This is a genomic window from Pseudomonas sp. CFBP13509 (genome assembly GCF_005233485.1).
GTDB lineage: Bacteria > Pseudomonadota > Gammaproteobacteria > Pseudomonadales > Pseudomonadaceae > Aquipseudomonas > Aquipseudomonas marginalis.
In genome coordinates this window covers 212301-238852 of sequence record NZ_QGAA01000009.1, presented here as the reverse complement: position 1 = coordinate 238852, position 26552 = coordinate 212301, and the positions used below count along the sequence as shown (strand labels likewise).

22 protein-coding genes are annotated in these 26552 nt (G+C 62.2%); 10 read left to right on the top strand and 12 right to left on the bottom strand.

Annotated features, from left to right (window positions below):
* Positions 1-227 precede the first annotated feature (227 nt).
* The 10 genes from PspCFBP13509_RS17275 to bioB all read right to left on the bottom strand — a co-directional run bounded on the left by PspCFBP13509_RS17275 (position 228) and on the right by bioB (position 12418).
* Entirely contained in the window at positions 228-2006 is a 1779-nt protein-coding gene (locus PspCFBP13509_RS17275) for an acyl-CoA dehydrogenase C-terminal domain-containing protein (protein ID WP_065925409.1), read from the bottom strand.
* A gap of 122 nt (positions 2007-2128) precedes the next feature.
* Positions 2129-3898, bottom strand: coding sequence for an acyl-CoA dehydrogenase C-terminal domain-containing protein (locus PspCFBP13509_RS17270; protein WP_065947467.1), 1770 nt, complete (start codon positions 3896-3898; stop codon positions 2129-2131).
* A gap of 90 nt (positions 3899-3988) precedes the next feature.
* Entirely contained in the window at positions 3989-5278 is a 1290-nt protein-coding gene (locus PspCFBP13509_RS17265; RefSeq protein ID WP_065925411.1) for a GGDEF domain-containing protein, read from the bottom strand.
* Between the two features lie 204 nt (positions 5279-5482).
* Entirely contained in the window at positions 5483-7288 is a 1806-nt protein-coding gene (locus PspCFBP13509_RS17260) for a phenylacyl-CoA dehydrogenase (protein ID WP_027605944.1), read from the bottom strand.
* A gap of 252 nt (positions 7289-7540) precedes the next feature.
* On the bottom strand, positions 7541-7822 hold the full coding sequence (locus PspCFBP13509_RS17255) for a pyrroloquinoline quinone biosynthesis protein PqqE (RefSeq protein ID WP_137212399.1): 282 nt from the start codon (positions 7820-7822) through the stop codon (positions 7541-7543).
* Between the two features lie 106 nt (positions 7823-7928).
* Entirely contained in the window at positions 7929-8609 is a 681-nt protein-coding gene (gene bioD, locus PspCFBP13509_RS17250; RefSeq protein ID WP_137212398.1) for a dethiobiotin synthase, read from the bottom strand.
* Positions 8606-9418 (bottom strand): malonyl-ACP O-methyltransferase BioC, encoded by an 813-nt coding sequence (gene bioC, locus PspCFBP13509_RS17245; RefSeq protein ID WP_065925414.1) that lies wholly within the window; start codon positions 9416-9418, stop codon positions 8606-8608. Before bioC ends, bioD begins: the two co-directional genes overlap by 4 nt.
* Entirely contained in the window at positions 9411-10142 is a 732-nt protein-coding gene (locus PspCFBP13509_RS17240) for an alpha/beta fold hydrolase (protein WP_065925415.1), read from the bottom strand. Before PspCFBP13509_RS17240 ends, bioC begins: the two co-directional genes overlap by 8 nt.
* Entirely contained in the window at positions 10135-11316 is a 1182-nt protein-coding gene (bioF, locus tag PspCFBP13509_RS17235) for an 8-amino-7-oxononanoate synthase (protein WP_137212397.1), read from the bottom strand. The genes PspCFBP13509_RS17240 and bioF overlap by 8 nt, the downstream gene beginning before the upstream one ends.
* 46 nt (positions 11317-11362) lie before the next feature.
* Positions 11363-12418 carry a biotin synthase BioB gene (bioB, locus tag PspCFBP13509_RS17230; protein WP_137212396.1) on the bottom strand — a complete coding sequence of 352 codons (1056 nt, stop codon included), beginning with the start codon at positions 12416-12418 and terminating at the stop codon, positions 11363-11365.
* Between the two features lie 93 nt (positions 12419-12511).
* Between bioB and PspCFBP13509_RS17225 the strand changes: the two genes are divergently transcribed.
* From PspCFBP13509_RS17225 to rarD, 5 genes are all read left to right on the top strand, one after another.
* Positions 12512-13249, top strand: coding sequence for a ComF family protein (locus PspCFBP13509_RS17225; RefSeq protein WP_065925418.1), 738 nt, complete (start codon positions 12512-12514; stop codon positions 13247-13249).
* Positions 13250-13301: 52 nt separating this feature from the next.
* Positions 13302-14066: a TOBE domain-containing protein gene (locus PspCFBP13509_RS17220; RefSeq protein WP_137212395.1), complete on the top strand. Its 765-nt coding sequence runs from the start codon at positions 13302-13304 to the stop codon at positions 14064-14066.
* A gap of 79 nt (positions 14067-14145) precedes the next feature.
* Positions 14146-16044 (top strand): PhoX family protein, encoded by a 1899-nt coding sequence (locus PspCFBP13509_RS17215; RefSeq protein ID WP_065947470.1) that lies wholly within the window; start codon positions 14146-14148, stop codon positions 16042-16044.
* Positions 16045-16209: 165 nt separating this feature from the next.
* Entirely contained in the window at positions 16210-17184 is a 975-nt protein-coding gene (locus tag PspCFBP13509_RS17210; protein ID WP_137212394.1) for a serine/threonine protein kinase, read from the top strand.
* Positions 17185-17372: 188 nt separating this feature from the next.
* The gene (gene rarD / locus PspCFBP13509_RS17205; RefSeq protein ID WP_065925422.1) at positions 17373-18257 is read left to right on the top strand and encodes an EamA family transporter RarD; all 885 of its coding nucleotides are present in this window, start codon (positions 17373-17375) and stop codon (positions 18255-18257) included.
* A 222-nt stretch (positions 18258-18479) separates the two neighbouring features.
* Here rarD and PspCFBP13509_RS17200 read toward each other — a convergent pair whose 3' ends face one another.
* On the bottom strand, positions 18480-18992 hold the full coding sequence (locus PspCFBP13509_RS17200; RefSeq protein WP_137212393.1) for a glycine cleavage system protein R: 513 nt from the start codon (positions 18990-18992) through the stop codon (positions 18480-18482).
* 266 nt (positions 18993-19258) lie between these two features.
* Between PspCFBP13509_RS17200 and PspCFBP13509_RS17195 the strand changes: the two genes are divergently transcribed.
* Positions 19259-21436, top strand: coding sequence for a malate synthase G (locus PspCFBP13509_RS17195; RefSeq protein WP_137212392.1), 2178 nt, complete (start codon positions 19259-19261; stop codon positions 21434-21436).
* Positions 21437-21554: 118 nt separating this feature from the next.
* Here the strand turns inward: PspCFBP13509_RS17195 and PspCFBP13509_RS17190 are convergent, their stop codons facing one another.
* Positions 21555-22001 carry a response regulator gene (locus tag PspCFBP13509_RS17190; RefSeq protein ID WP_065925425.1) on the bottom strand — a complete coding sequence of 149 codons (447 nt, stop codon included), beginning with the start codon at positions 21999-22001 and terminating at the stop codon, positions 21555-21557.
* Positions 22002-22247: 246 nt separating this feature from the next.
* Here PspCFBP13509_RS17190 and PspCFBP13509_RS17185 point away from each other — a divergent pair, with 246 nt between their 5' ends.
* The 4 genes from PspCFBP13509_RS17185 to PspCFBP13509_RS17170 all read left to right on the top strand — a co-directional run bounded on the left by PspCFBP13509_RS17185 (position 22248) and on the right by PspCFBP13509_RS17170 (position 26470).
* On the top strand, positions 22248-24170 hold the full coding sequence (locus PspCFBP13509_RS17185) for a putative nucleotidyltransferase substrate binding domain-containing protein (protein WP_174562751.1): 1923 nt from the start codon (positions 22248-22250) through the stop codon (positions 24168-24170).
* A complete protein-coding gene (locus PspCFBP13509_RS17180) occupies positions 24167-24874 on the top strand; it encodes a 3'-5' exonuclease (RefSeq protein ID WP_065925427.1) in 708 nt (235 codons plus the stop codon). The genes PspCFBP13509_RS17185 and PspCFBP13509_RS17180 overlap by 4 nt, the downstream gene beginning before the upstream one ends.
* A gap of 100 nt (positions 24875-24974) precedes the next feature.
* Positions 24975-25493: an RNA polymerase sigma factor gene (locus PspCFBP13509_RS17175; protein ID WP_027605963.1), complete on the top strand. Its 519-nt coding sequence runs from the start codon at positions 24975-24977 to the stop codon at positions 25491-25493.
* Positions 25490-26470 carry a FecR domain-containing protein gene (locus PspCFBP13509_RS17170; protein ID WP_065947474.1) on the top strand — a complete coding sequence of 327 codons (981 nt, stop codon included), beginning with the start codon at positions 25490-25492 and terminating at the stop codon, positions 26468-26470. Before PspCFBP13509_RS17175 ends, PspCFBP13509_RS17170 begins: the two co-directional genes overlap by 4 nt.
* Positions 26471-26552: the final 82 nt, after the last annotated feature.

Sequence of the window (26552 nt, the reverse complement as noted above, 5' to 3'; positions counted from 1 at the left end):
ACTTTTTCGCGGGCAAAAGAAAACCCCGCCGAAGCGGGGCTTTGCAGACTGTTTCCCTGACATCCATTTCACTCCGCCATCCTGGCAGAATCCTACGTGTCCGTGTTGTTGCTTTGCGCTTCCTGCGCGACGTCCATGTGAAGTAGATTATCCGTGGATCCAATTTGGCGATAGAGGACGATTAGCAGTACGTCATGTAAGAGAATGCTTACACGCCCTCCAAGCCGTTAGAACAGTGCCTCATCCAGCAAAAACAGTGATTCGCTACCGGCTTTTACCGACGCACTCAGCGAGTGAATACGTGGCAACAGACGCGCAAAGTAGAAGCGCGCGGTGCCCAGCTTGCTGGCGTAGAAGTCTTCCTCAGTCTCTTTGCCCAACGCGGCCTTGGCCATGCGCGCCCACATATAGGCGTAGGCCATGTAACCAAATGCATGCAAATACTCCACCGAGGCTGCGCCGATCTCGTTCGGATTGGTCCTGGCACGATCCAGCACCCAGGCGGTCAATTCGTCCAGGTTATCCACCGCTGCGCCCAGTGGCTGGGTGAACTCCGCCAATTCGGGCCCCGCCGAGGCGATGAACTGGCGAATCTCGTCGGCGAACAAGGTGTAGAACGCACCGCCGCTGCCGACGATCTTGCGTCCCATCAAATCCAGTGCCTGGATGCCGTTGGTGCCTTCGTAGATCTGGGTGATACGTACATCACGCACCAGTTGCTCCTGGCCCCACTCACGAATGTAACCGTGGCCACCAAACACTTGCTGGCCGAGCACGGTGGTTTCCAGGCCCAGGTCGCTGAGGAACGCCTTGGCGACCGGCGTCAACAAGGCCACCAGGTTATCGGCCCGCTCGCGGGCAGCGGCATCTTCACTGAACTTGGCGATGTCCAGCTGCGTCGCCACATAGGTGGAAAACGCGCGTCCGCCTTCGTTGGAGGCTTTCATGGTCAACAGCATACGGCGCACGTCGGGGTGGACGATGATCGGGTCGGCCACTTTGTCTTTGGCCTGGGCACCGGTCGGCGCACGGCTTTGCAGGCGGTCCCGCGCATATTCAATCGCGTTCTGGTAGGAGCGCTCGCCGGACGCCAGGCCCTGGATACCCACGCCAAGGCGCTCATAGTTCATCATGGTGAACATCGCCGCCAACCCACGGTTGGGTTCGCCCACCAGGTAGCCAACGGCTTCGTCGAAGTTCATCACGCAGGTGGCGGATGCCTGGATACCCATCTTGTGTTCGATGGAGCCGCAGCTCACCGGGTTGCGCGCGCCCAGGCTGCCGTCGGCGTTGACCATGAACTTCGGCACCAGGAACAGCGAAATCCCCTTGGGACCGGCCGGTGCGTCCGGCAGTTTGGCCAGCACCAGGTGAATGATGTTCTCGGTGAGGTCGTGTTCACCGCCAGTGATAAAGATCTTGGTTCCGCTGATCCTGTAGGAACCGTCTGCCTGCGGCTCGGCCTTGGTGCGGATAATCCCCAGGTCGGTACCCGCGTGTGCTTCCGTCAGGCACATGGAGCCTGCCCACTCGCCGGAATACATCTTCGGCAGGTAGATGGCCTTGAGTTCCTCGCTGGCATGGGTGTTGATCGACACGCAGGCGCCGGAGGTCAGCATCGGGTACAGGCCGAACGCCAGGCTTGACGAGTTGATCATCTCCTCGACCTGGGCCGATACCGCCTTGGGCATGCCCATGCCGCCAAACACGGGGTCGCCGCCTACGCCGACCCAGCCACCTTCAGCGTAGGTCTTGTAGGCCTGTGGATAACCATCCGGAGTAAACACCGCCGTGTTATCCCAGCGGCAGCCCTGTTCATCGCCGCCACGGCTGAGCGGGGCGATGGATTTGGCGGTGACCTTGCCGGCTTCTTCGAGGATGGCCTCTACGGTTTCGGCGTCAACGCTGTCTGCCAATGCCGGCAATTGGGCCCAAGTGGTGGCGACCTCAAAGACTTCGTTGAGGACGAAGCGCATATCACGCAGCGGCGCTTTGTAATCAGCCATGGCAAACCTCGTGAGAACGTGAAAAGTGATTCGATAGGATCGGTTTTACAGGCTCCGAGTGTACCCGAACAACTTTTCAGACACATAGGGTCCACTTGTGACTGACTGGTATTTTTAAGTCATCACAGCGCAAACGACTCCGCAGGCAGACTCATCAGGCATTCGCTGCCCGCTTCCACGGCGGCGCGGTGGGTTGCGGTACGTGGCAACAGGCGCTTGAAGTAAAAGTCGCAGGTCGCCAGCTTGGCCTTGGCGAAGTCAGTGTCATCGTGCGCCAGCGCTGCAATGGCCATCCGAAGCCACAGGTAGGCGAGGATGATGTAACCGCTGTACATCAAGTAATCCACCGCCGCTGCGCCCACCTCATCCGGGTTTTTCATCGCGGCCATACCGACCTGGGTAGTCAGCTCGCCCCATTCCTGATTCAGTTGATTAAGCTGCACCACATAGCCCTTGAGCTGCGCATGTTCGGCATTCGCCGCGCAAAACTTATGCACGATTTTGGTAAAGCCGCGCAGCAGCTTGCCCTGGCTGCCCAACACCTTGCGCCCCAGCAGGTCGAGGGCCTGGATGCCGTTGGTGCCTTCGTAGATCGGCGCAATCCGCGCATCGCGCGCCAGTTGTTCCATGCCCCACTCACGAATGTAGCCATGGCCGCCGAATATCTGCATGCCGTGGTTGGTCACCTCCAGCCCGGTGTCGGTCATAAAGGCTTTGCAGATGGGGGTGAGGAACGCCAACAGGTCTTCGGCCTCCTGGCGCTGGCCGGCGTCGCTGCAAAGGTGCGCGGTGTCGAGCAACTGCGCGGTGAAATAGGTCAGTGCGCGGTTGCCTTCGTTGAAGGCTTTCATGGTCAGCAGCATACGGCGCACATCGGGATGCACGATGATCGGGTCGGCGGCTTTCTCCGGGGCCTTGGCGCCGGTCAGCGCGCGCATTTGCAGGCGGTCGTTGGCGTACTTGATCGCGCCCTGGAAGCTCGCCTCGCCATTGCACAGGCCCTGCATGCCGGTGCCCAGGCGGGCGTGGTTCATCATGGTGAACATGCAGTTGAGGCCCTTGTTCGCCTCGCCAATCAAAAAGCCCTTGGCGCCGTCGAAGTTGAGCACGCACGTGGCCGAGGCCTTGATGCCCATCTTGTGCTCGATAGAGCCGCAGTGCACCGCATTGCGCTCAGCCGAATCCACATGGAACTTGGGCACGATAAACAACGAGATACCCTTGGTGCCCGCCGGCGCATCCGGCAGCTTGGCCAGCACCAGATGGATGATATTGGCGCTCATGTCGTGCTCACCGGCCGAGATGAAGATCTTGCTCCCGGTGATCGCGTAGCTGCCATCCGCCTGGGGCACGGCACGGGTCTTGATCAGGCCCAGGTCGGTGCCGCAATGGGCTTCGGTCAGGCACATGGTGCCGGTCCATTCGCCTGCGGTGAGTTTGCTCAGGAACGTGGCCTTCTGCTCTTCGGTGCCGTGGGCGTGGATCGCTGACATCGCGCCGTGGGTCAGGCCCGGATACATGCCCCACGAGGTGTTGCTGGAGCCGATCATCTCGCTGAGCACCAGGCCCAACGATTGCGGCAGGCCCTGGCCGCCGTAGGCCGGGTCTGCCGCCACACCGTGCCAGCCGCCCTCGACGTATTGGGCGAAGGCTTCCTTGAAGCCCTTGGGCGTCGTCACCACGCCGTTGTCGAAATGGCAGCCCTCCTCATCACCACTGCGGTTGAGTGGCGAAAGCACGTTCTCGCAGAATTTGGCACCTTCTTCCAGGATTGCACTGACCATGTCCGGACTGGCGTCCGTGGCGCCCAGGGCAGCGTAGTGGCCGTGGAAATCAAACACGTTGTCGATCAGAAAGCGCATGTCGCGCAGGGGAGCTTTGTACTCAGGCATGGCGATGTCTCCGGCAGCAGATCCTTTCAACCTACTGCCGGCCAGCGCCTCGGACAATCATTGTAGAACCGCTGAATACAGCGCCATCACTCAACCGGCAGCGCTCTGCATGCGCACCGCGCCACGGCGGGTCTGCCCGGCCGCAACCACACAGTTACGCCCCGCGCCCTTGGCGGCGTACAGCGCCTGGTCGGCGGACTTGAGCACTTCTTCCGCCGTGCGCTGGTCGATCTGGCGTTCGGCCACGCCGATGCTGACCGTCACAGACACACTCGACGCGCCGCTGCCCGCCCGGCGTTGACGGCCTTGTTGATCATCCTGGGGCCGGTCCGAATTACGCAGCTTGATGTCATAGTTGGCGACGATCTCGCGGATTTCCTCCAGGTGCGGCATGCACTCATCCAGGGTCTTGCCGGCGAACACCACGGCGAACTCTTCACCGCCGTAGCGGTAGGCACGCCCACCCCCATTGACCTTGGACAGCTTGCTCGCGACCAGGCGCAGCACCTGGTCGCCCACATCGTGACCATGGGTGTCATTGAAGCGCTTGAAGTGATCGACGTCGGTCATCGCCAGCACATAGTTGCGCCCCAGCCGCTGCATGCGTTCGTTCAGGGCACGGCGCCCCGGCAGGCCGGTCAGTTCGTCGCGGAACGCCATTTGATAAGCCTCGTGGGCCACGCCGGCGGCGATCATCAGCATGACCTGGCTGCACATGATATTCAGCGTGAACGGCAGGATGAAGGTCTGCGGCAACATCCAGAACATCCCCAGCAAGCCCACCAGTTGCGCTGCATGCAGCGGGCGCGGCTGGTACCAGTATTGCGCCGCCAGGGCGAGGAAGCCGACCAGGAACATCGGGTAAGACAACTGGATCAGGCTCATCCAGGTCCCATGCAGAGCGGGCCAGCGGATCTCCGCCAGCCAGTTCAGCAGTGCCTGGGGATAACTTTGCTCCAGGGCCAGGGCCACGCTGCCGATTGCCAGCAGCACCGCACAACGGGCAACGAAGTCGCGAAACAGGTGGGTCTTCTCCTGCCACAGCGCGTAGATGCTGAACAGCAACGGCAATAACAGGCAACACAGGTGAAACACCACGGCCGCGTCTTCGCGCACGCGGCCATTGTCGCGATAGAAATCGGTCTGGGTATCGAGCAGGAAGTAGGCGATGTACACCGTGATCATCAGGAACAATTCACGCTGACGGCGATAAACCGCGCAGTACGAACCGCCCAGCAACAGCACCAGGGTCGGCAACACATTGAACAGCGAGGTGAAGAAGACGCTGAGGTCCTTGACGTACGCAGCCGAGAGCCCGGCCAGCAACAGCAGCAACGAAGGAAGAAAGTGACTGAAACGTAAAGCAGACACGCGTGACAAGGGTAAAACTCCGACCCGCAAAAAGTAGTGGCACTGTGCCTTGATGCGAACAGTTAAGCACACCCTGCCCGTCATGTATCACATTGCCATCACTGTAACGGCAGCCGGAGAAAATCCCTGAGCGCTGCACTGTGTTTTTTATCCCCCAATGAAAAAACCGCCGCTCCCAAGGGAAGCGACGGTTTCAAATGAACCCGGTAAGGCTTAGTAAGCCAGGCCGAAGTCTTCTTCTTTCATGTCCATCAGGTTACTGGCGCCCGACAGCATGGTGGCCACGTGGGTACGGGTCCGCGGCAGGATGCGCTGGAAGTAGAAGCGCGCGGTTTGCAGCTTGGCGGTGTAGAACGCTTCTTCGCTGGTACCGGCGGCGAGTTTTTCGGCAGCCAGGCGCGCCATGTCGGCCCAGAAGTAAGCCAGGCACGCGTAACCGGAGTACATCAGGTAATCCACCGAAGCGGCCCCCACCTCTTCGCGGTCTTTCATTGCGGCCATGCCGACCTTCATGGTCAACTCGCCCCACTCTTTGTTCAGCGCAGCCAGCGGTGCCACGAATTCCTTGACCGCGTCGTTGCCTTCGTTGGCCTGGCAGAACTTGTGCACGATCTTGGTGAAGCCCTTGAGCGCTTCGCCCTGGGTCATCAGCACTTTACGGCCGAGCAGGTCCAGTGCCTGGATGCCAGTGGTGCCTTCGTACAGCATGGAGATACGGCTGTCGCGAACGTTCTGCTCCATGCCCCACTCGGCGATAAAGCCGTGGCCGCCATAGATCTGCACGCCGTGGTTGGCGGATTCAAAACCGACTTCGGTCATGAACGCCTTGGCAATCGGAGTCATGAATGCCAGCAGGCCGTCGGCCTGTTTCTTGGCCTCGTCGTCGGTGCCGTACTTGACGATATCCACTTGCTTGGCGGTGAAGTACACCATCGCACGGTTACCTTCGGCGAAGGCTTTCATGGTCAGCAGCATGCGGCGCACGTCAGGGTGCACGATGATCGGGTCAGCGGCCTTTTCCGGCGCTTTCGGGCCAGTCAGGGAACGCATCTGCAAGCGATCGCGGGCATATTTCAGGCCGCCCTGGAAGCCGATCTCGGCGTGGGCCAGGCCTTGCAGCGCGGTGCCCAGGCGAGCGGTGTTCATAAAGGTGAACATGCAGTTCAGGCCTTTGTTCGCCGGGCCGATCAGGAAACCGGTGGCCGCGTCGAAGTTCATCACACAGGTGGCGTTACCGTGGATACCCATCTTGTGTTCCAGGGAACCACAGCTCACGGCGTTGCGCGCACCGATCGAGCCGTCGGCGTTGGGCAGGAACTTGGGCACGATGAACAGCGAGATGCCTTTGGTACCCGCCGGTGCGTCCGGCAGGCGGGCCAGCACGATGTGGACGATGTTGTCGGCCATGTCGTGTTCACCGGCCGAGATGAAGATCTTGGTACCGGAGACTTTGTAGGAACCATCGGCCTGAGGCTCGGCCTTGGTGCGCAGCATGCCCAGGTCGGTACCGCAGTGTGGCTCGGTCAGGCACATGGTGCCGGTCCACTCGCCCGACACCAGCTTGGTCAGGTAAGCCTCTTGCTGCTCGGGGGTGCCATGCTCGGAAATGGTGTTCATCGCACCATGGGACAGGCCCGGGTACATGCCCCACGACCAGTTGGCTTCGCCGACCATTTCGCTCACGGCCAGGCCCAGGGATTCCGGCAGGCCTTGGCCGCCGTGCTCCACGTCGTGGGCCAGGCTTGGCCAGCCGCCTTCGACGAATTGTTTGTAGGCTTCTTTGAACCCAGCAGGGGTTTTAACGCCAGACTCACTCCAGGTGCACCCTTCGATGTCACCCACGCGGTTCAATGGTGCCAGCACTTGCTCACAAAACTTGGCGCCTTCTTCGAGAATGGCGTCAACCATGTCCGGGGTAGCGTCCTGGCAAGCCGGCAGGCTTTGATAGTGCGCTTCATAGCCGAGCAGTTCGTCACGAACGAAGCGAATATCACGCAAGGGGGCCTTGTAGTCAGGCATAGCGATAAACCTCTGCTGATGTATCTGGAATGAACAACCGCGTGGATTTGTTATGGCGGTCAAACAGGTGTTTGAAACATACGTTTACGACCTGGGGATGTCAAGCGTCGTCCAGACACCGTTTGTCATGACGCGGGTCAATGGCAGGCATGGCGAGGCCTGCGGCGGGATGCCACAAGGTGTTCAGAAGAAAATGGAGGATTGCGCAAAGGCGACCAGCCCCAGGAAGAAGCCGGTCGTACGAAAGAGGGGTTAAGCGAAGGTGTCGATCAGGGTACCGAGCATTTCGTCTGAAGCCTTGGCGACCTTGGCGCCCAACTCCACTTGAAACTTGCCTTGGGCCATTTCAACCATATTGCTCGCCGAGTTCGTCGGCTGGGCAAGGTCATTGGCTTGCAACCGGTCGCGCTGTGCGTCCGACGGCTGGGTGGTCGCGGCGCTGGCAATCCTGCCGGCGGCCTGGTCGACACGGCTCTGCCCGGCCTGAATGGTGCTCAGCCCCGAGTAAAACGCGCTGCTGCCAGAGATGTCCATGGCTTCAACCTGCCTTTAGAGAATCGTGGAGTTGAATTGAATCAGACATACTGGCAAAAAGCCCGTTAAAAACACTAATGGCATAATGCCTTGCCGATAGCCAGAATCAGTCAAGCAGGTCCAGTTGCAGGTACTCAGCTACCGCCTCGGCGCCGGCGTGCTTGAGCTTGGGCACTCGTCCAAGGCATGGCGCGGGCAAACGCTCGGCCAGGGTGGCGAGGTTTTCTTCCAGACGAGAGGTCTTGGGGTCGATGATATTCGCCACCCAACCGGCCAAGGGCAAACCGTCCCGGGCGATGGCTTCGGCGGTGAGCAAGGCATGGCTGATGCATCCCAGGCGCACGCCCACCACCAGGATCACCGGCAGTTGCAGCGCCATGGCCAGGTCCGACAGGTTGTCCTGGTCAGCCAACGGCACACGCCAACCGCCTGCGCCTTCGATGAGGGTGAAATCCGCCTGACGCGCCAGAATCTGCTGCATGGGTTTCAACAACGACTGCACCGTCAGCGCGACGCCGGCCTCCCGCGCGGCCAGATGGGGCGCGATGGCGGGTTCGAACGCCACCGGGTTGACCTCGGCATAACTCAACGGCAATGAACATTCGGCCAGCAGCGCCAGGGCATCGGCGTTGCGCAAGCCCTTGGCCGTGATCTGGCAGCCGGAAGCCACGGGTTTTCCCGCCGCAGTACTTTTGCCGGCTAGCCGAGCGGCGTGCAACAGGCCGGCGGCGATAGTGGTCTTGCCGACATCCGTATCGGTGCCGGTGATGAAATAGGCGGCGCTCATAGGGGCTTCTCCAGGACGGCGTACACCACTTGATAAGTGGCCGGCAGTCCCTCGGCCTGACGGAACTGCTCGTAGGCGTCTACCAGTGCAACAATCCGCGCACGGCCCGTCAACCCTCCCGGGCGGCCCGGATTGAGATTGTGCGCACCGAGCGCCTTGAGCTCATGGGTCAGGCTGCGCACATCCGGATAATGCAGCACATGGGCACGTCGCTCCAGGCTGACCACGCGCAAACCGCTGGCCGCGCACAACTGCTGGTACGCCTCGAAAGTGCGGAAGCGATTGACGTGCACCAGGCCATCCGCCGCCCGCCAGCTTTCGCGCAACTCATCCAGCGTCCCGACGCACAAACTGGCGAACGCCAGCACGCCACCCGGCTGCAGCACGCGATAGGCCTCGCTGAGCACCGCCTCGAAGTTCGCACACCACTGCACCGCCAGGCTGGAGAAGAGCAGCTCGAAGCTCTCGGCTTTCAGCGGCAAGCGTTCTGCATCACCCGCGACAAAATGATGTGCGCCACCCAAAGGCCGCGCATGGTTAAGCATGCCCTCGGCAATATCCAGCGCCACACCTTGGCTGGCGGGCAACAACTCGCCCAGCACACGGCTGAAATAACCCGTGCCGCAGCCCATATCCAGCCAGTGCCGTGGCGCACACGCTGATGGCAGCCGGGCCAGCAGCCCATGCCCTACGGCGCGCTGCAACTCGGCGACGCTGTCGTAACTGGCCGCCGCACGGGAAAACGACGCCGCCACCTGACGTTTGTCCGGCAAGGCGCCCGGCAGGGAGGGATGGGATAAATCAGTCATCGACGCACTCATGCAAAAAAGCCTGGATGGCCCCCGCCACACCGTGGGGGTCTTCCAGAAGAAAAGCGTGACCAGCCTGTTCAATCAGGCCGATTTCCACATCCGGCAGCAGCCTCAGCAGGTCGCTGGCGGCTTCGGCGGGCACCAATCCGTCCATGCCGGCGAACAGGTGCAACTGTGGGCCGCGATAAGCCAGCAAGGCTTCGCGGGTATCCAGTTGGGCCAGCAGTTCCAGACCGGGCATCAACACGCTGGACGCTGAATGCGGCGCGCCACTGACCAGCAGGCGCGACAGCCCCCGCGGGTCCTCGGCGCCCTTGGCGCACAACAGGCCGAAGCGCTTGAGGGTGACTTGGGAGTCGGCATGGCAGCCGGCCAGGAACGCATCGAAGGTCGCGGCGGGCATCCCATGGGGCCAGCCGTCGTGTGCGACGAAGCACGGGTTGCTCGCCAGGGTCAGCAAGCCGCAGCAACGCTCGCCGCGCCGCGCCGCCAGTTCGGCAGCGAGCATGCCGCCCAGGGACCAGCCGCCCAGCCAGGCGTTGTCGGGCAGGGTAGCGTCGAGTTCGTCGAGCCATTCATCGAGGTCGCTGGAAGCAAGCGCCGGCAATGGCTCGACCTGCACCTGCAGGTGTGCGTCCAGGCCACGCAAGGCGGCGGCCAAAGGCTCCAGCGGCGATACGCCGAGACCCCAGCCGGGCAGCAGGATCAGTCGATCACGCATGGTCGGGCTCCGTGGCACCAGACAAGCGGAAACACTCTTCCAATGCGTTTAACAATAGCTGTACCTGCGCCTCGCTGTGGGCTGCGGTCAAGGTCACGCGCAAACGCGCGCTGCCGGCGGGTACGGTGGGCGGGCGGATCGCCGTGACCATCAGGCCCCGCTCACGCAGCATCTGCGACAGTCGCACGGCCTTGGCACTGTCGCCGATCAGGATCGGCTGGATCGGTGTAAAGCTGTCCATCAAGTCCAGGCCAAGCTGCTCGGCGCCCTGGCGAAACTGACGAATCAGGCGGTCGAGGTGCTCGCGCCGCCAATGTTCGGTGCGTAGCAGCTCCAGGCTTTTCAGGGTGGCGCAGGCCAGCGCCGGCGGTTGGCTGGTGGTGTAGATATACGGCCGGGCAAACTGGATCAGGCTTTCGATCAGGTCCTCACTGCCCGCGACAAACGCGCCCGCCGTGCCGAACGCTTTGCCCAGGGTGCCGACCAATACCGGCACGTCGTCCTGGCTCAAGCCGAAATGCTCGACGATCCCGCCGCCATTGGCGCCGAGCGGACCAAAGCCATGGGCATCATCCACCATCAACCAGGCGCCTTTGGCCCTGGCTGCACGGGCCAGTGCCGGCAGGTCGGCCAGGTCGCCGTCCATGCTGAACACACCATCGGTGACCACCAGCGTATTACCGGTGGCTTTCTCCAGGCGCTTGGCCAGGCTGATCGAGTCGTTGTGCAGGTAGCGATTGAAGCGCGCACCGGACAGCAAGCCGGCATCCAGCAGCGAGGCATGGTTGAGACGGTCTTCCAGCACCGTATCGCCCTGCCCCACCAACGCCGTGACCGCACCGAGGTTGGCCATGTAGCCGGTGGTAAACAGCAGCGCACGCGGGCGGCCAGTGAGATCGGCCAGCGCCTCCTCCAGTTCATGGTGCGGCGTGGAATGGCCCACCACCAAGTGCGAGGCACCGCCGCCCACGCCCCAATGGGACGCCCCGGCGCGCCAGGCCTCGATCACTTGCGGGTGATTGGCCAGGCCCAGGTAATCGTTATTGCAGAATGCCAGGAGGGGTTGACCGTCAACCACCACCGCCGGGCCTTGGGGGCTCTGGAGCAGCGGGCGTTGACGGTAAAGGTGTTCGGCACGGCGGGCAGCGAGGCGCGCGGAGAGATCAAAAGACATGCAGGCCTCGGGGTGGCAGGTGCAACTCGGTCAAAACATATGGGAATCAAACAACGGCGTTATAGAACTGCTCGCTGCTCTTCTGCTCCACCAACGCCTGTTCGATGGCCGCCTGGTGCACTTCATCCGCATGCTCTTCACGGGCTTCCGGCAGGATGCCCAGGCGCGAGAACAGTTGCATGTCCTTGTCGGCCTGAGGGTTGGCGGTGGTCAGCAGTTTGTCGCCGTAGAAGATCGAGTTGGCACCGGCAAAGAACGCCAGGGCCTGCATCTGCTCGTTCATCGCTTCGCGCCCCGCCGACAGGCGCACATGGGATTGCGGCATCAGGATGCGCGCCACGGCCAGCATGCGGATGAAATCGAACGGGTCGATGTCCTCGGCATTTTCCAACGGTGTGCCGGCGACTTTCACCAGCATGTTGATCGGCACCGACTCCGGATGCTCCGGCAGGTTGGCCAACTGGATCAGCAGGTTGGCGCGGTCATCAAGGGACTCGCCCATGCCAAGGATGCCGCCGGAGCAGATCTTCATCCCCGACTCACGCACATAGGCCAGGGTTTGCAGGCGCTCGCTGTAGGTACGGGTGGTGATGATACTGCCGTAGAACTCCGGCGACGTATCTAGGTTGTGGTTGTAGTAATCCAGGCCGGCCTGGGCCAGGGCCGTAGTCTGGTCCTGGTCGAGACGGCCGAGGGTCATGCAGGTTTCCAGGCCCATGGCCTTCACGCCTTTGACCATCTGCAGCACATAAGGCATGTCTTTGGCCGACGGGTGTTTCCAGGCGGCGCCCATGCAGAAACGGGTCGAACCGATGGCCTTGGCGCGAGCGGCCTCTTCGAGGACCTTCTGCACCTCCATCAGCTTTTCTTTTTCCAGGCCCGTGTTGTAGTGGCCCGACTGCGGACAATATTTGCAATCTTCCGGGCAGGCACCGGTCTTGATCGACAGCAGGGTCGACACCTGTACACGGTTGGCATCGAAATGCGCGCGGTGCACGGTCTGCGCCTGGAACAACAGGTCATTGAACGGCTGCACGAACAACGCTTTGACTTCGGCTAAGGACCAATCGTGACGCAAGGTGGCGGTGGTGCTGGCGCTCATGGGCGATTCCTTGATTATGCTTTGGCAAGCGCTGCGGGAAGGGGCAATACCCACAGACACGACACGGATGCTCGGCATATTTAAGGAAGATTCATGCACTGTCAACCAAGCTACAAACACGAAGTTTACATCTGGTCAAAAAACATACAGACATGTTTAATCTGCGACGAGACGACTGAAACCGCCGACTGTGTCTGCAACGTCTGCGAAACCGAGCTGCCCTGGCTGATGGAGCATTGCGAAATCTGCGCCCTGCCTTTGGCGATGGACGGCCTGGTCTGCGGCCAGTGCCTGAGACAACCGCCCGCCTTTAAACACGTGATCGCCCCCTGGACCTACAGCTTTCCGGTGGACACCCTGATCAGTCGCTTCAAGCACCAGGCACGCTGGCCCCTCGGGCATATGCTGGGGCGCTTGCTGGGGCACTACTTGCAACATCGCTTCGACAACCACTCACTCACCCGCCCGGACATGCTGCTGCCAGTGCCCATGGCCCGCAGGCGCCTGCGTGAACGGGGCTATAACCAGGCGCTGATGCTGGCGCGCTGGCTCAGCGTCGACCTCGACCTTCCCCACGATGAACATCTATTGCTACGCCCTTATGAAACCGTCGCGCAGCAAGCCCTCGACGCCAAGACGCGCAAGCGCAACCTGCTCAACGCCTTCGCCCTGGCCCCGGGTGCCGAGGTGCGCGGCCGCCACCTGGCACTGGTGGACGACGTGCTCACCACCGGCGCCACCGCCCACAGCCTGGCGCGGTTATTGATCAACGCCGGCGCGCGACAGGTAGACGTGTACTGCCTGGCCCGCACGCCAAAGCCTGGCACTTGACTCTCATGCCTCGCGGCCGCAACGTCCGCTCATCCCACCACAGCGAATGCCCATGTCCCTACCGACGCTGCTCAGCCAACATATTGTCCGCCGCCCCCAGCGTATCGCCCTGCTGGGGCATATCGCCGAGCAGGGCTCCATCACCCGCGCCGCCAAAAGTGCGGGCTTGAGCTACAAGGCCGCCTGGGACGCCATCGACGAGCTGAACAACCTGGCGCAAAAACCCTTGGTCGAACGCAGTGTCGGCGGCAAGGGCGGCGGCGGCGCCAAACTCACGGCCGAGGGTGAACGGGTGTTGCGCCTCTACCAGCGCCTGCAAGTGTTGCAGGCCGAAGTGCTCGGCTCGGACGAGGCCGCCAGCGACTTCAACCTGCTCGGCCGCTTGATGCTGCGCACCAGCGCCCGTAACCAGTTGCATGGTCAGGTCATTGCGATTGAACAGCGTGGCCGCAACGACCTGATTCACTTGCAGCTCGCCGGAGGGCTGACCCTGGCGGCGCAAATCACCCATGACAGTACGCAACGGCTGGAGCTGGAAGTCGGCGTGGAAGTCGTTGCGCTGATCAAGGCCGGCTGGCTGGAATTGCTGGCGCCCGACAAACCTGCAACACCTGGACACAATTGCATGAGCGGGACCGTAGACGCGATTCTCGCCGCCGAGGACGGCCCCAGCGAAGTGCGCATCGCCCTGCCCAATGGCCAGGTTTTATGCGCCTTGGGGCAGCCCGCCGCGCTCGAGGCCCTGGGCGCCGCCGCTGGCAGGACGCTCCAAGTGCAATTTGCCGCCAGCAATGTGCTGCTCGGCACGCCGGTCTGAGCCGAGTAGCTCTTCAAACTGCAACAATCTCGTCACGCCCGCTCCTTATGGTGTCTGCAAAAACCGCAGGGAGCCTGACATGAACCTATTAGAAGAAAACCAAGCCACCGACCTCGAACAGATGGTCGGCCTCACCCGCCGCCGCTTCATCGGTGCCGGCGCCCTGTGCGGTGCCGCGATGTTCCTCGGTGGCAACCTGCTGAGCCGCAGCGCCCTGGCCGTCAACGCCGCCTCCGCCAGCCCGCTGCTGGGCTTTACCAGCATCGCTGCGGCCACCAGCGACACCATCACCCTGCCGCCGGGCTACAGCGCTTCGGTGCTGATCAGCTGGGGCCAGCCGCTGCACAAGAGCGCGCCGGCCTTCGACCCGTCCGGCAACGGCACCGCCAAAGCCCAGGAACAACAGTTCGGCGACAACAACGACGGCATGAGCCTGTTCGCCTTCCCCGGCGACGACAACCGCGCGCTGATGGCAATCAACAACGAATACACCAACTACCGCTACCTCTTCGCCCACGGCGGCGCGCCGCAATCGGCCGAAGACGTGCACAAGGCCCAGGCCAGTGAAGGTGTGTCGGTGATCGAAGTACGGCGCAAGGGCGATACCTGGCAGTTCGTCCAGGACTCGCGCTACAACCGGCGCATCCACGGCAACTCGCCGATCCGCCTGAGCGGCCCCGCCGCCGGCCACGAATGGTTGAAAACCAGCGCCGACAAGTCCGGCAAAAAAGCCCTCGGCACCTTCCAGAACTGCGCCAACGGCCAGACCCCATGGGGCACTTACCTGACCTGCGAAGAGAACTTCACCGACTGCTTTGGCAGCAGCAACCCCCAGCAAGCGTTCGATGCCGGGCAGAAACGCTACGGCGTGGTGGCCGCCAGCAAAGAGATCAACTGGCACCTGCACGACCCGCGCTTCGACCTGGCCAAGAACCCCAATGAACTCAACCGCCACGGCTGGGTCGTGGAAATCGACCCGTTCGACCCGCAATCCACCCCGGCAAAACGCACCGCCCTGGGCCGCTTCAAGCACGAGAACGCCGCCCTGGCGCAAACCCGTGACGGCCGCGCCGTGGTGTACATGGGCGACGACGAGCGCGGCGAGTTCATCTACAAGTTCGTCAGCCGCGACAAGATCAACCACAAGAGCCCCAAGGCCAACAAAGACCTGCTCGACCACGGCACCTTGTACGTGGCTATCTTCGATGCGGGCGATGGCAACGCCGATCATCCGAAGGGCAAAGGGCAATGGGTCGAGCTGACCCATGGCAAAAACGGCATCGACGCCAGCACCGGCTTCGCCAGCCAGGCCGAAGTGCTGATCCACGCGCGCCTGGCCGCCAGTGTGGTCAAAGCCACGCGCATGGACCGCCCGGAATGGATCGTGGTCAGCCCCACCGACGGCCAGGTCTACTGCACCCTGACCAACAACGCCAAGCGCGGCGAAGACGGCCAACCGGTGGGCGGGCCCAACCCGCGTGAGAAAAACGTCTACGGCCAGATCCTGCGCTGGAAGGCCAACGCCGATGACCATGGCGCCGCGGACTTCAGCTGGGACCTGTTTGTAGTGGCCGGCAACCCTGGCGTGCACGCCGGCAAGCCCAAGGGCGGATCGTCCAACATCAACCCGCAGAACATGTTCAACAGCCCCGATGGCCTGGGTTTCGACAAGGCCGGGCGCCTGTGGATCCTCACCGACGGCGACTACAGCAACGCGGGCGACTTCGCCGGCATGGGCAATAACCAGATGCTCTGCGCCGACCCGGCGACCGGCGAAATCCGCCGCTTCATGGTTGGGCCGGTGGCCTGTGAGGTGACGGGGATCAGCTTCTCGCCGGATCAGAAGACGCTGTTTGTAGGGATTCAGCATCCGGGGGAAACCGGGGGTTCGACTTGGCCGGAACATCTGCCTAACGGCAAGCCGCGCTCCTCGGTGATGGCGATTCGGCGGGATGATGGCGGGATTGTCGGTGCCTGATAGACCGCCCCACTGTAGGAGCGGGCTTGCCCGCGAAGACCGTCAGCGATAACGCAGCGGAACCTGACACTCCACTGCGCGCTCAGGTTTTTCGCGAGCAAGCTCGCTCCTACAGCGGTACCATACTCGGCCGGAAGCGGCGCCCTGCTGCCCGCAGGAGTTCCCATGGCCCATCCGTTTGAAACCCTCACCCCTGATCTGGTGCTCGATGCCGTCGAAAGCATCGGTTTCCTCAGCGATGCTCGCGTCCTGGCGCTCAACAGCTACGAAAACCGCGTGTATCAGGTGGGCATCGAAGACTCCGAGCCGCTGATCGCCAAGTTCTATCGCCCCCAGCGCTGGACCAACGACGCGATCCTTGAAGAACACCGCTTCACCTTCGAACTGGCCGAATGCGAAGTGCCGGTCGTCGCGCCGATGATTCATAACGGCAAAAGCCTGTTCGAACACGAAGGTTTCCGCTTCACCCTGTTCCCCCGCCGTGGCGGCCGTGCGCCGGAGCCGGGCAACCTTGACCAGCTGTATCGTCTGGGTCAGCTACTCGGCCGTTTGCACGCCGTGGGGTCTACCCGCCCGTTCGAACACCGCGAAGCCTTGGGTGTGAAGAACTTCGGCCACGACTCCCTCACTACCCTGCTCGAAGGCAATTTCATTCCCAAGAGCCTGCTGCCAGCCTACGAGTCCGTGGCCCGCGACCTGCTCAAGCGCGTGGAAGAGATGTACAAAGCCACGCCGCACAAGAACATCCGCATGCACGGCGATTGCCACCCCGGCAACATGATGTGCCGCGATGAGATGTTCCACATCGTCGACCTCGACGACTGCCGCATGGGCCCGGCGGTGCAGGACTTATGGATGATGCTCGCCGGTGATCGCCAGGAATGCCTGGGCCAGCTGTCGGAACTGATGGACGGCTACCAGGAATTCCACGACTTCGACCCGCGTGAACTGGCGCTGATCGAGCCGCTGCGCGCGTTGCGCCTGATGCACTACAGCGCGTGGCTGGCACGGCGCTGGGATGACCCGGCGTTCCCCCACAGCTTCCCGTGGTTCGGCAGCGAGCGGTATTGGGGCGACCAGGTGCTGGCGCTGCGCGAGCAACTCTCAGCGCTCAACGAAGAACCCCTCAAACTCTTCTGAAATCGCCGCTCGCTCCTGTAGGAGCGAGCTTGCTCGCGAAAACCCTGAGGGCGCCGCGTGCAGTCAGGATGCCCGCGTTATCGTTAACGATCTTCGCGAGCAAGCTCGCTCCTACAGAAGGGTAATCCCATTGGTTGACAAATATCCTTACAATCGCGCTTTGTTAGCTGCCTAAGCAAGGATTACGCATGCAAGCCGCCAACCCCCGCAAGGGGTACATCCTGGGCCTGAGCGCCTATGTCATCTGGGGTCTGTTCCCGCTCTACTTCAAAGCCATCGCCAGTGTGCCCGCCGCCGAAATCATCGTGCACCGGGTGCTGTGGTCGGCGCTGTTCGGTGGTTTGCTGCTGATGGTGTGGAAGCACCCCGGCTGGTTTCGCGAACTGCGCGACAACCCCCAGCGCCTGGCAATCCTGGCCCTCAGCGGTTCGTTGATCGCCGGTAACTGGCTGACCTATGTGTGGTCGGTGAACAGCGGGCGAATGCTTGAAGCCAGCCTGGGTTACTACATCAACCCACTGGTGAATGTGCTGCTGGGCATGCTGTTGCTCGGCGAACGCCTGCGTCGCCTGCAATGGGTGGCCGTGGGGCTGGCCGCAGTGGGTGTGGCGCAACAGGTCTGGCAGGTGGGCAGCTTGCCGTGGGTATCGCTGGTACTGGCGCTGACCTTCGGTTTCTACGGCCTGATCCGCAAGCAGGCGCCGGTCAAGGCGCTGCCGGGGCTGGTGGTGGAGACCTGGATGCTGGTGCCGATTGCGGTGGCCTGGTTGTTGTTCAACCCGTCGGCCCACAGTGCGCAACTGGCGTTCTGGAGCACATCCGAAGCCTGGTGGCTGGTGGCGGCCGGTCCGGTGACGTTGATCCCGCTGGTGTGCTTCAACGCCGCCGCACGGCATTTGCCTTACACCGCCTTGGGCTTTTTACAGTATGTGGCACCGACCCTGGTGTTGCTGGAAGCGGTGCTGCTGTTCGGTGAGCACCTGGCATCGAGCACGCTGATCGCCTTTGCCTTTATCTGGGCCGGGCTGGTGGTCTACAGCGTCGATGCCTGGTTGAGCGTGCGCAAACGCTGATCAAATAACGTACAAACCTCTGCAAGCCCCAGCCGGCCTGGCTTGCAGAGATCCATCCCAAGGTTACCCACAACCTGGTCCCCGTCATTTGTGCACAAGCCCTTGAAACTGCTCGTTTTTTGCTCAGCTGGCGGAGAAGCCCGGTGGACGTGGCCTGGCGCCGGGTCTCTACAGGTTATCCACAGGCCCATGCAAGATTTCCATGCATAACCTTGAGGGTGGTTATTCCTCGCTGTGCAGTTCCACCATCAGATCATCCGCCAGGGTTTCCAGGGATTCCTGCAACGCCTCCAAGGACAAGCTCGATGGCACCTGCAACAACGCCTCGGCGCTGAACAGCGGATCACCGCTCATCGGTGCCGGGCGTACATCGGTGCTCAAGCGCTCCAGGTTGACACCCTGTTTGCTCAACAGCGCCGTGATCTCGCGCACGATGCCCGAACGGTCGTTGCCCAGCAGCGTCATCACAATCGACTTGGACGCCGATGCCTGGCCACTGCTGCCCTCGCCCACCAGCACGCGAATACCGTGTGTGGATAAATCATCCAAAGCCCCCACCAAGGCCTGACGACTCTCGGCAGGCACGCTGACCCGCAGGATCCCGGCGAACTGCCCGGCCATATGCGCCATTCGGCTTTCCAGCCAATTGCCGCCGTGGGCCGTAATGTTCTGCGCGATGCGTTCCACCAGGCCGGGTTTGTCGGCGGCGATAATAGTGAGTACAAGATGGTCCATGGCGAAGCCCTCTGAATTCAATCTACAAGGTGGACCCGGGGGCCCGCGAAAACAAATCGTGTACCATTTTTATATTTATCTGGAACAATCCAATAGTTTTTTGAGAACATCCGGTTCTCCGCTGTGACCGTACGACCAAAGTGGGTCGCTAAACGACGTATTTAGTCTAATTTTCACAACCGCAAGTCATCATGTAGTATGCCCTCCCGTGCACTACATAATGAAAATCCGAAACAGCGCATTAGCTCCGCAGAGTGAGGCAAGCAATGACTGAACACGTTCAAGTCGGTGGCCTGCAGGTCGCCAAAGTCCTGTTCGACTTCGTGAACAACGAAGCCATTCCCGGTACCGGCATCACTGCCGACCAGTTCTGGGCCGGTGCCGACATGGTCATCCACGACCTGGCACCGAAGAACAAAGCCCTGCTCGCCAAACGCGACGATTTCCAGGCGCGGATCGATACCTGGCACCAGACTCACGCCGGCCAGGCCCACGACCCGGTGGCCTACAAAGCCTTCCTGCAAGACATCGGATACCTGCTGCCAGAAGCCGCAGACTTCCAGGCCTCGACCCAAAACGTCGATGACGAAATCGCCCGCATGGCCGGCCCGCAGCTGGTGGTGCCGGTGATGAACGCCCGCTTCGCCCTCAACGCGTCCAATGCCCGTTGGGGCTCGCTGTACGACGCCCTGTATGGCACCGACGCCATCAGCGAAGCCGACGGCGCCGAAAAGGGCAAGGGCTACAACAAAGTGCGTGGCGACAAGGTGATTGCCTTCGCCCGCGCCTTCCTCGACGAAGCCGCGCCGCTGAGCGCCGGCAGCCACGTCGATTCCACCGGCTACAAGATCGTCGACGGCAAGCTGATCGTCAGCCTCAAGGGCGGCAGCAACAGCGGCCTGCGTGACGACGCCCAGTTGATTGGTTTCCAGGGCCCTGCGGCCGAGCCGATCGCGATCCTGCTGAAACACAACGGCCTGCACTTCGAAATCCAGATCGACGCCAGCACCCCGGTTGGCCAGACCGATGCCGCCGGTGTCAAAGACGTGCTGATGGAAGCCGCACTCACCACCATCATGGACTGCGAAGACTCCGTCGCCGCCGTCGATGCCGATGACAAGGTGGTGATCTACCGCAACTGGCTCGGCCTGATGAAGGGCGACCTGGCCGAAGAAGTGGCCAAGGGCGGCAAGACCTTCACCCGCACCATGAATGCCGACCGCGTCTATACCGGCGTCGACGGCCAGGACGTGACGCTGCACGGCCGTTCGCTGCTGTTCGTGCGCAACGTTGGCCACCTGATGACCATCGACGCGATCCTCGACAAACACGGCAACGAAGTACCGGAAGGCATCCTCGACGGCCTGCTCACCAGCCTGGCCGCGATCCACAGCCTCAACGGCAACAACACACGCAAGAACAGCCGTACCGGCTCGGTCTACATCGTGAAGCCGAAGATGCACGGCCCTGAAGAAGCCGCGTTCACCAACGAGCTGTTCGGCCGCATCGAAGACGTGCTGAACCTGCCGCGCAACACCCTCAAGGTCGGGATCATGGACGAGGAGCGCCGCACCACGGTCAACCTCAAGGCCTGCATCAAGGCCGCCAGCGAGCGCGTGGTGTTTATCAACACCGGCTTCCTCGACCGCACCGGCGACGAGATCCACACCTCCATGGAAGCCGGTGCGATGGTGCGTAAGGCGGCGATGAAGGCGGAAAAATGGATCGGCGCCTACGAGAACTGGAACGTCGATATCGGCTTGAGCACCGGCCTGCAAGGCCGTGCGCAGATCGGTAAAGGCATGTGGGCGATGCCCGACCTGATGGCGGCGATGCTCGAACAGAAAATCGCCCACCCACTGGCCGGCGCCAACACCGCCTGGGTGCCATCGCCGACGGCCGCCGCACTGCACGCGCTGCACTACCACAAGGTCGACGTGTTCGCACGCCAGGCCGAACTGGCCAAGCGCGAACGCGCGTCGGTGGACGACATCCTCACCATTCCCGTGGCCAGCAATACCGATTGGTCCGACGAAGAAATCCGCAACGAACTGGACAACAACGCCCAGGGCATCCTCGGCTATGTGGTCCGCTGGATCGACCAGGGCGTGGGCTGCTCGAAAGTGCCGGACATCAACGACGTCGGCCTGATGGAAGACCGCGCCACCCTGCGCATCTCCAGCCAGCACATTGCCAACTGGCTGCGCCACGGCATCGTCAACGAAGCCCAGGTGATGGAAAGCCTCAAGCGCATGGCGCCGGTGGTGGACCGCCAGAATGCCGGGGATGCGCTGTACCGTCCGCTGGCGCCGGATTTCGACAGCAATATCGCGTTCCAGGCAGCGGTGGAGTTGGTGATTGAAGGGACCAAACAGCCCAATGGCTATACCGAGCCGGTGTTGCACCGCAGGCGTCGGGAGTTCAAGGCTAAAAACGGCCTGTAAATGAAAAAGCCCTGATCGTGAGATCAGGGCTTTTTCTTTGGGGCTGTGGTGTGGATGTACGCGGTCAACTGTGGGAGGGGGCTTGCTCCCGATGAGGCCCGTACAGACACTGCAAAAATCAGGAAGCCATCCCCAACTCCCGCTTGACCAGCTTCGCCAACTTGACGCTATCGATCGGCTTGAGCAAAAAATCCACCACGCTCAAATGCATCGCATCAATCACATCCGGCGCTTCAGCATCCCCCGACATGATGATGATCGGCAGCGCCGCGCGGGTGGATTCGCGCACTTGCTTGATCAACTCCAGACCATTGCTGGGTTTCATGCGCAGATCGGTGATCAGCAAGCCGATGGAACTGCTGGACTTCAATAAATCCCACGCGGCCTCGCCACTGTCGGCCGTCATGCAGCGAATACCGTCCAAGCCCAGGATCTCCGCCAACAGTTCACGCGCGTCCTTGTCGTCATCAACAATCAACACGCGTTGTGGCGGTAAATCAGGCTCCAGCATCACGGCGCTCAGCGCCTCGCGCTCGGCATCACTCAAAATATCGTGGTCGGACATACGTTTCTCAGCGGTTTTCGACAATCTTCCAGCACACTCGTCAGACATCTGCGGAAGGGCGTTCAATGTGCACTTCGTCGGAAAGTTTGCCTAGTGGGTGTTCTACGGGGTTTGGACGATAGTCGTGTAAGGTTTTTCCCTAGTTCTGCGGCGTTTTCATCGACCTAGACTTACGTCCAATGGGCACCCGCCGCTCAGGAGTCGACCATGCAGGACGATAACGACAAAAAAATTGCGGTCATGGTTATGAGTAAAGCTGATGCCTTCGCCCAGGCGGGAAAAACTGCTGTATTGCAGAACATCCACGGCACCCTGCAGTTCCTGCAACGCTTCCCACCGTTCAACCAGATGGAAAACGCGCACCTGGCGTTTCTGGTGGAACAGTGCCAACTGCGCTTCTTCGGCCCCGGCGAGAGCATCCTCAAGCCGTCGGGCGGGCCGGTGGAACACTTCTACATCGTCAAGCAGGGCCGCGTCGTGGGTGAACGGCCGGACGCCACGCAAGCCACCTTCGAAATCACCACCGGCGAGTGTTTCCCCCTCGCGGCGCTGTTGGGTGAGCGCGCCACCCGCACCGAACACAAGGCCGCTGAAGACACCTTCTGCCTGCAACTGAACAAACCGGCCTTTATCAAGCTGTTCGCGCTGTCCAGCCCGTTCCGCGACTTCGCCCTGCGCGGTGTCAGCAGCCTGCTCGACCAGGTCAACCAGCAAGTGCAGCAAAAAGCCGTGGAAACCCTCGGTACCCAATATTCCCTGAATACCCGCCTGGGCGAATTGGCCATGCGCCATCCGGTCACCTGCAGCCCGCAGACACCGTTGCGCGAAGCGGTAACGCTGATGCATGAGCAGCAGGTGGGCAGCATTGTGATTGTCGATGAACACAAGGCGCCCCTGGGCATTTTCACCCTGCGCGACCTGCGCCAAGTGGTGGCCGACGGTACCGGCGACTTCAGCCAGGGCATTGAAGGCCATATGACCCAGGCGCCGTTCTTTTTAACGCCGGACCACAGCGCCTTCGACGCGGCCATCGCCATGACCGAGCGGCATATCGCCCACGTCTGCCTGGTCAAGGACCAGCGCCTGTGCGGGGTGGTGTCCGAGCGCGACCTGTTTTCCCTGCAACGGGTCGACCTGGTGCACCTGGCCCGCACCATCCGCAATGCGCCACGGGTGGAGAACCTGGTAGCGCTGCGTGGCGAGATCGGCCAACTGGTGGAGCGCATGCTCGCCCATGGGGCGTCGTCTACCCAGATCACCCACATCATTACCCTGCTCAACGATCACACCGTGTGCCGGGTGATCGAGTTGACCCTGGCCGAAAAAGGCGATCCCGGCGTACCGTTCAGTTGGCTGTGTTTCGGCAGCGAAGGCCGGCGCGAGCAGACGCTGTACACCGACCAGGACAACGGCATCCTGTTCGAGGCCAGGGACGCCGTGGAGGCCGCCGAGATTCGCGGGCGGCTGCTGCCCGTGGCACAGCAGATCAACCAGAGCCTGGCACTGTGCGGGTTCAGCCTGTGCAAGGGCAACATCATGGCCGGTAATCCCGAGCTGTGCCTCTCGCGGGCGGAATGGGCGCGGCGGTTTGCGGCGTTTATTCGCGAGGCGACGCCGGAAAACCTGCTGGGCTCGAGTATCTATTTTGACCTGCGCGTGGTGTGGGGCGATGAGCGCGGCTGCGAGCAACTGCGCCAGGGCATTCTCGACCAGGTCGGGGATAACCGGCTGTTCCAGCGCATGCTGGCCGAGAACGCCTTGCGCCAGCGCCCGCCCGTAGGACGCTTTCGCGATTTTGTGCTGACGCGTAAAGGCGGGGAAAAGGCCACCCTCGACCTCAAGGTGCAGGGGCTTACCCCCTTTGTCGACGGCGCACGCCTGTTGGCCCTGGCCAACGGCATCCATGCCAATAACACCCTGGAGCGCCTGCGCCAACTGGTGGTCAAGGAAGTGATCGAGCCCCTGGACGGCGCCGCCTATGAAGAGGCCTATCACTTTATCCAGCAAACCCGCATGCAACAGCATCAGTTGCAGACCCGCGAGAACCAGCCGTACTCCAACCGCGTCGACCCCGACAGCCTCAACCACCTGGACCGCCGCATCCTGCGCGAATCCCTGCGCCAGGCCCAGCGCCTGCAAAGCAGCCTGACCTTGCGGTATCAGCTGTGAGCTTGTTTGACTGGCTGCGCACAGCCAAGCCCAGACTGGATACCGCGCAACAACAGCGCCTGGAACAACTCTCCAAGCCCGCGGTGTTGGGCGACAGCACGTTGCGCAGCCAACGCTGGGTAGTGGTGGACCTGGAGACCAGCGGCCTGAATCTCAACCGTGACCAGGTGCTGTCCATCGGCGCGGTGGTGATCGAGGACGGCGCGGTGGATTTTTCCCAACTGTTCGAGCGCACCCTGCACCGCGCCGACACCAAACTCAGCCCCAGTGTGCTGATCCACGGCCTCGGCCCCAGCGCCATCGCGGCGGGCAGCGACCCGGCCGAGGCCCTGCTGGACTTCATGGAGTTCGTCGGCGACAGCCCGCTGCTCGCCTTCCACGCCCCATTCGATCAACACATGCTGGGCCGCGCGCTCAAGGACAGCCTGGGGTATCGACTGGCCCACACTTTCCTCGATGTGGCCGACATCGCCCCGCTGTTGTGCCCCGAGGCGCATATCCGCGAAGCCGGGTTGGACGACTGGGTCAACCACTTCAACCTGCACGTGGGCGAACGCCATCACGCCAGCGCCGATGCCCTGGCCACGGCGGAGCTGATGCTGATCCTGTTCAGCCGCGCGCGTCAGCAGCAGATCGATACGCCTCAGGCGCTGCAAGAGCGCTTGAGCCAATGGAAACGGCGTAAACACGCGCCATCGTTTTAATGTGATCTCCCGACAGACGCCAATTGCGCCCGCCCCACGCCTCTGACACAATCGCGAATAATTCTCGTTAGTTTAAACCTCTTGTTTATTCGGTGATGCCTTGTCGTCGGTCCAGAACCCACACAGTGAGCTTGTTGGCGCGTTGTACCGCGACCATCGTGGCTGGCTGCTGGCCTGGCTGCGGCGCAATGTGGCCTGCCCGAGCCGTGCCGAAGACCTGAGCCAGGACACCTTCATGCGCCTGCTCGGCCGTGACGAGTTGCGCGAGCCCCGCGAGCCACGGGCGTTTCTGGTGGCCATCGCCAAGGGCTTGCTGTTCGACTACTTCCGCCGCGCGGCCCTCGAACAGGCCTACCTCAGCGAACTGATGCTGATCCCGGAAAGCGAACACCCGTCGCCGGAAGAACAGCAACTGATCCTCGAAGACCTCAAGGCCATCGACCGCCTGCTCGGCAAGCTGTCGAGCAAGGCCCGCGCCGCCTTCCTCTATAACCGCCTCGACGGGCTGGGCCACGCCGAAATCGCCCAGCGCCTGGGCGTGTCGGTGCCGCGTGTGCGCCAGTACCTGGCCCAGGGCATTCGCCAGTGCTACATCGCCCTGTATGGCGAGCCGCTGTGAACGTGATCAGCTCCAAGCCCGTGTCGGCCCGTGTCCTGGATGCGGCGATTGCCTGGCAGTTGTCCCTCGATTCGGGTGATGGCAGCGCGGTGGAGCGCGAAGAATTCAGCAAATGGCTGGCCAGCGATGAAGAGCACGCCCGTGCCTGGCGCCAACTGGGCATGCTCGACCAGCGTTTCAGCGTGGCCTCGGGCCCGGCGCGGGCGGCGTTGTTACAGTCGCGCGAGGGCATTCGCCAGCGCGTGCGCAAGCTCGGCAGCGGCCTGGCGAGCATTGCGCTGGTGTGCGGCCTGGCGTTGTTTGCCGGCGAGCGCTACGTGCCGATCCACTATTGGCTCGCCGACCAGCGCACCGCCACCGGCGAGCAGCGCACGCTGAAACTGGCGGACGGTACGTTGATCAACCTCAACACCCACAGCGCCATCGACGTGCGCTTCGATGAGAAGCGCCGGCTGATCGTGTTGCAGGAAGGCGAAATCCTCGTCGAAACCGGCCACAACGATGCGCGCCCGTTTTATGTGCAAACCCGCGACGGCAGCCTGCGCGCGCTGGGCACGCGGTTTATCGTCAAGCGCGAAGACGACGCCACGCGCCTGAGCGTGCTGCAATCGGCCGTGGGCGCCCAGCCCGAAGCGCTGGCGCAGGAACAGGTGTTCAAGGCAGGCCAGCAAGTGCTGATGCGCAGCGATGGCCTCGGCCCTGCCCTGGCCGTCACGCCCGCCACCGATGCCTGGACGCGCGGCATGCTGGTGGTCGACAACGTCCGCCTGGGCGATGTGGTGCAGGAACTCAGCCGCTACCGTACAGGCCATCTCGGGGTGGATAAAGACGTGGCCGACCTGCGCATCACCGGCAGCTTCCCGCTGCACGACACCACCCTGGCGCTCAACGCGCTGCTGCCCACCCTGCCGGTGCAGATCGAACAGCACACGCCGTGGTGGGTGACAGTGGTCGCCAAGACACCTGAGGCCAAATAAAAAATATTTTCCACCGGCCCTATCACTTTTGAAATCTCGCTCGGCACATAGGCAATTGCGAATTACTTCCATTCAGGAGCCG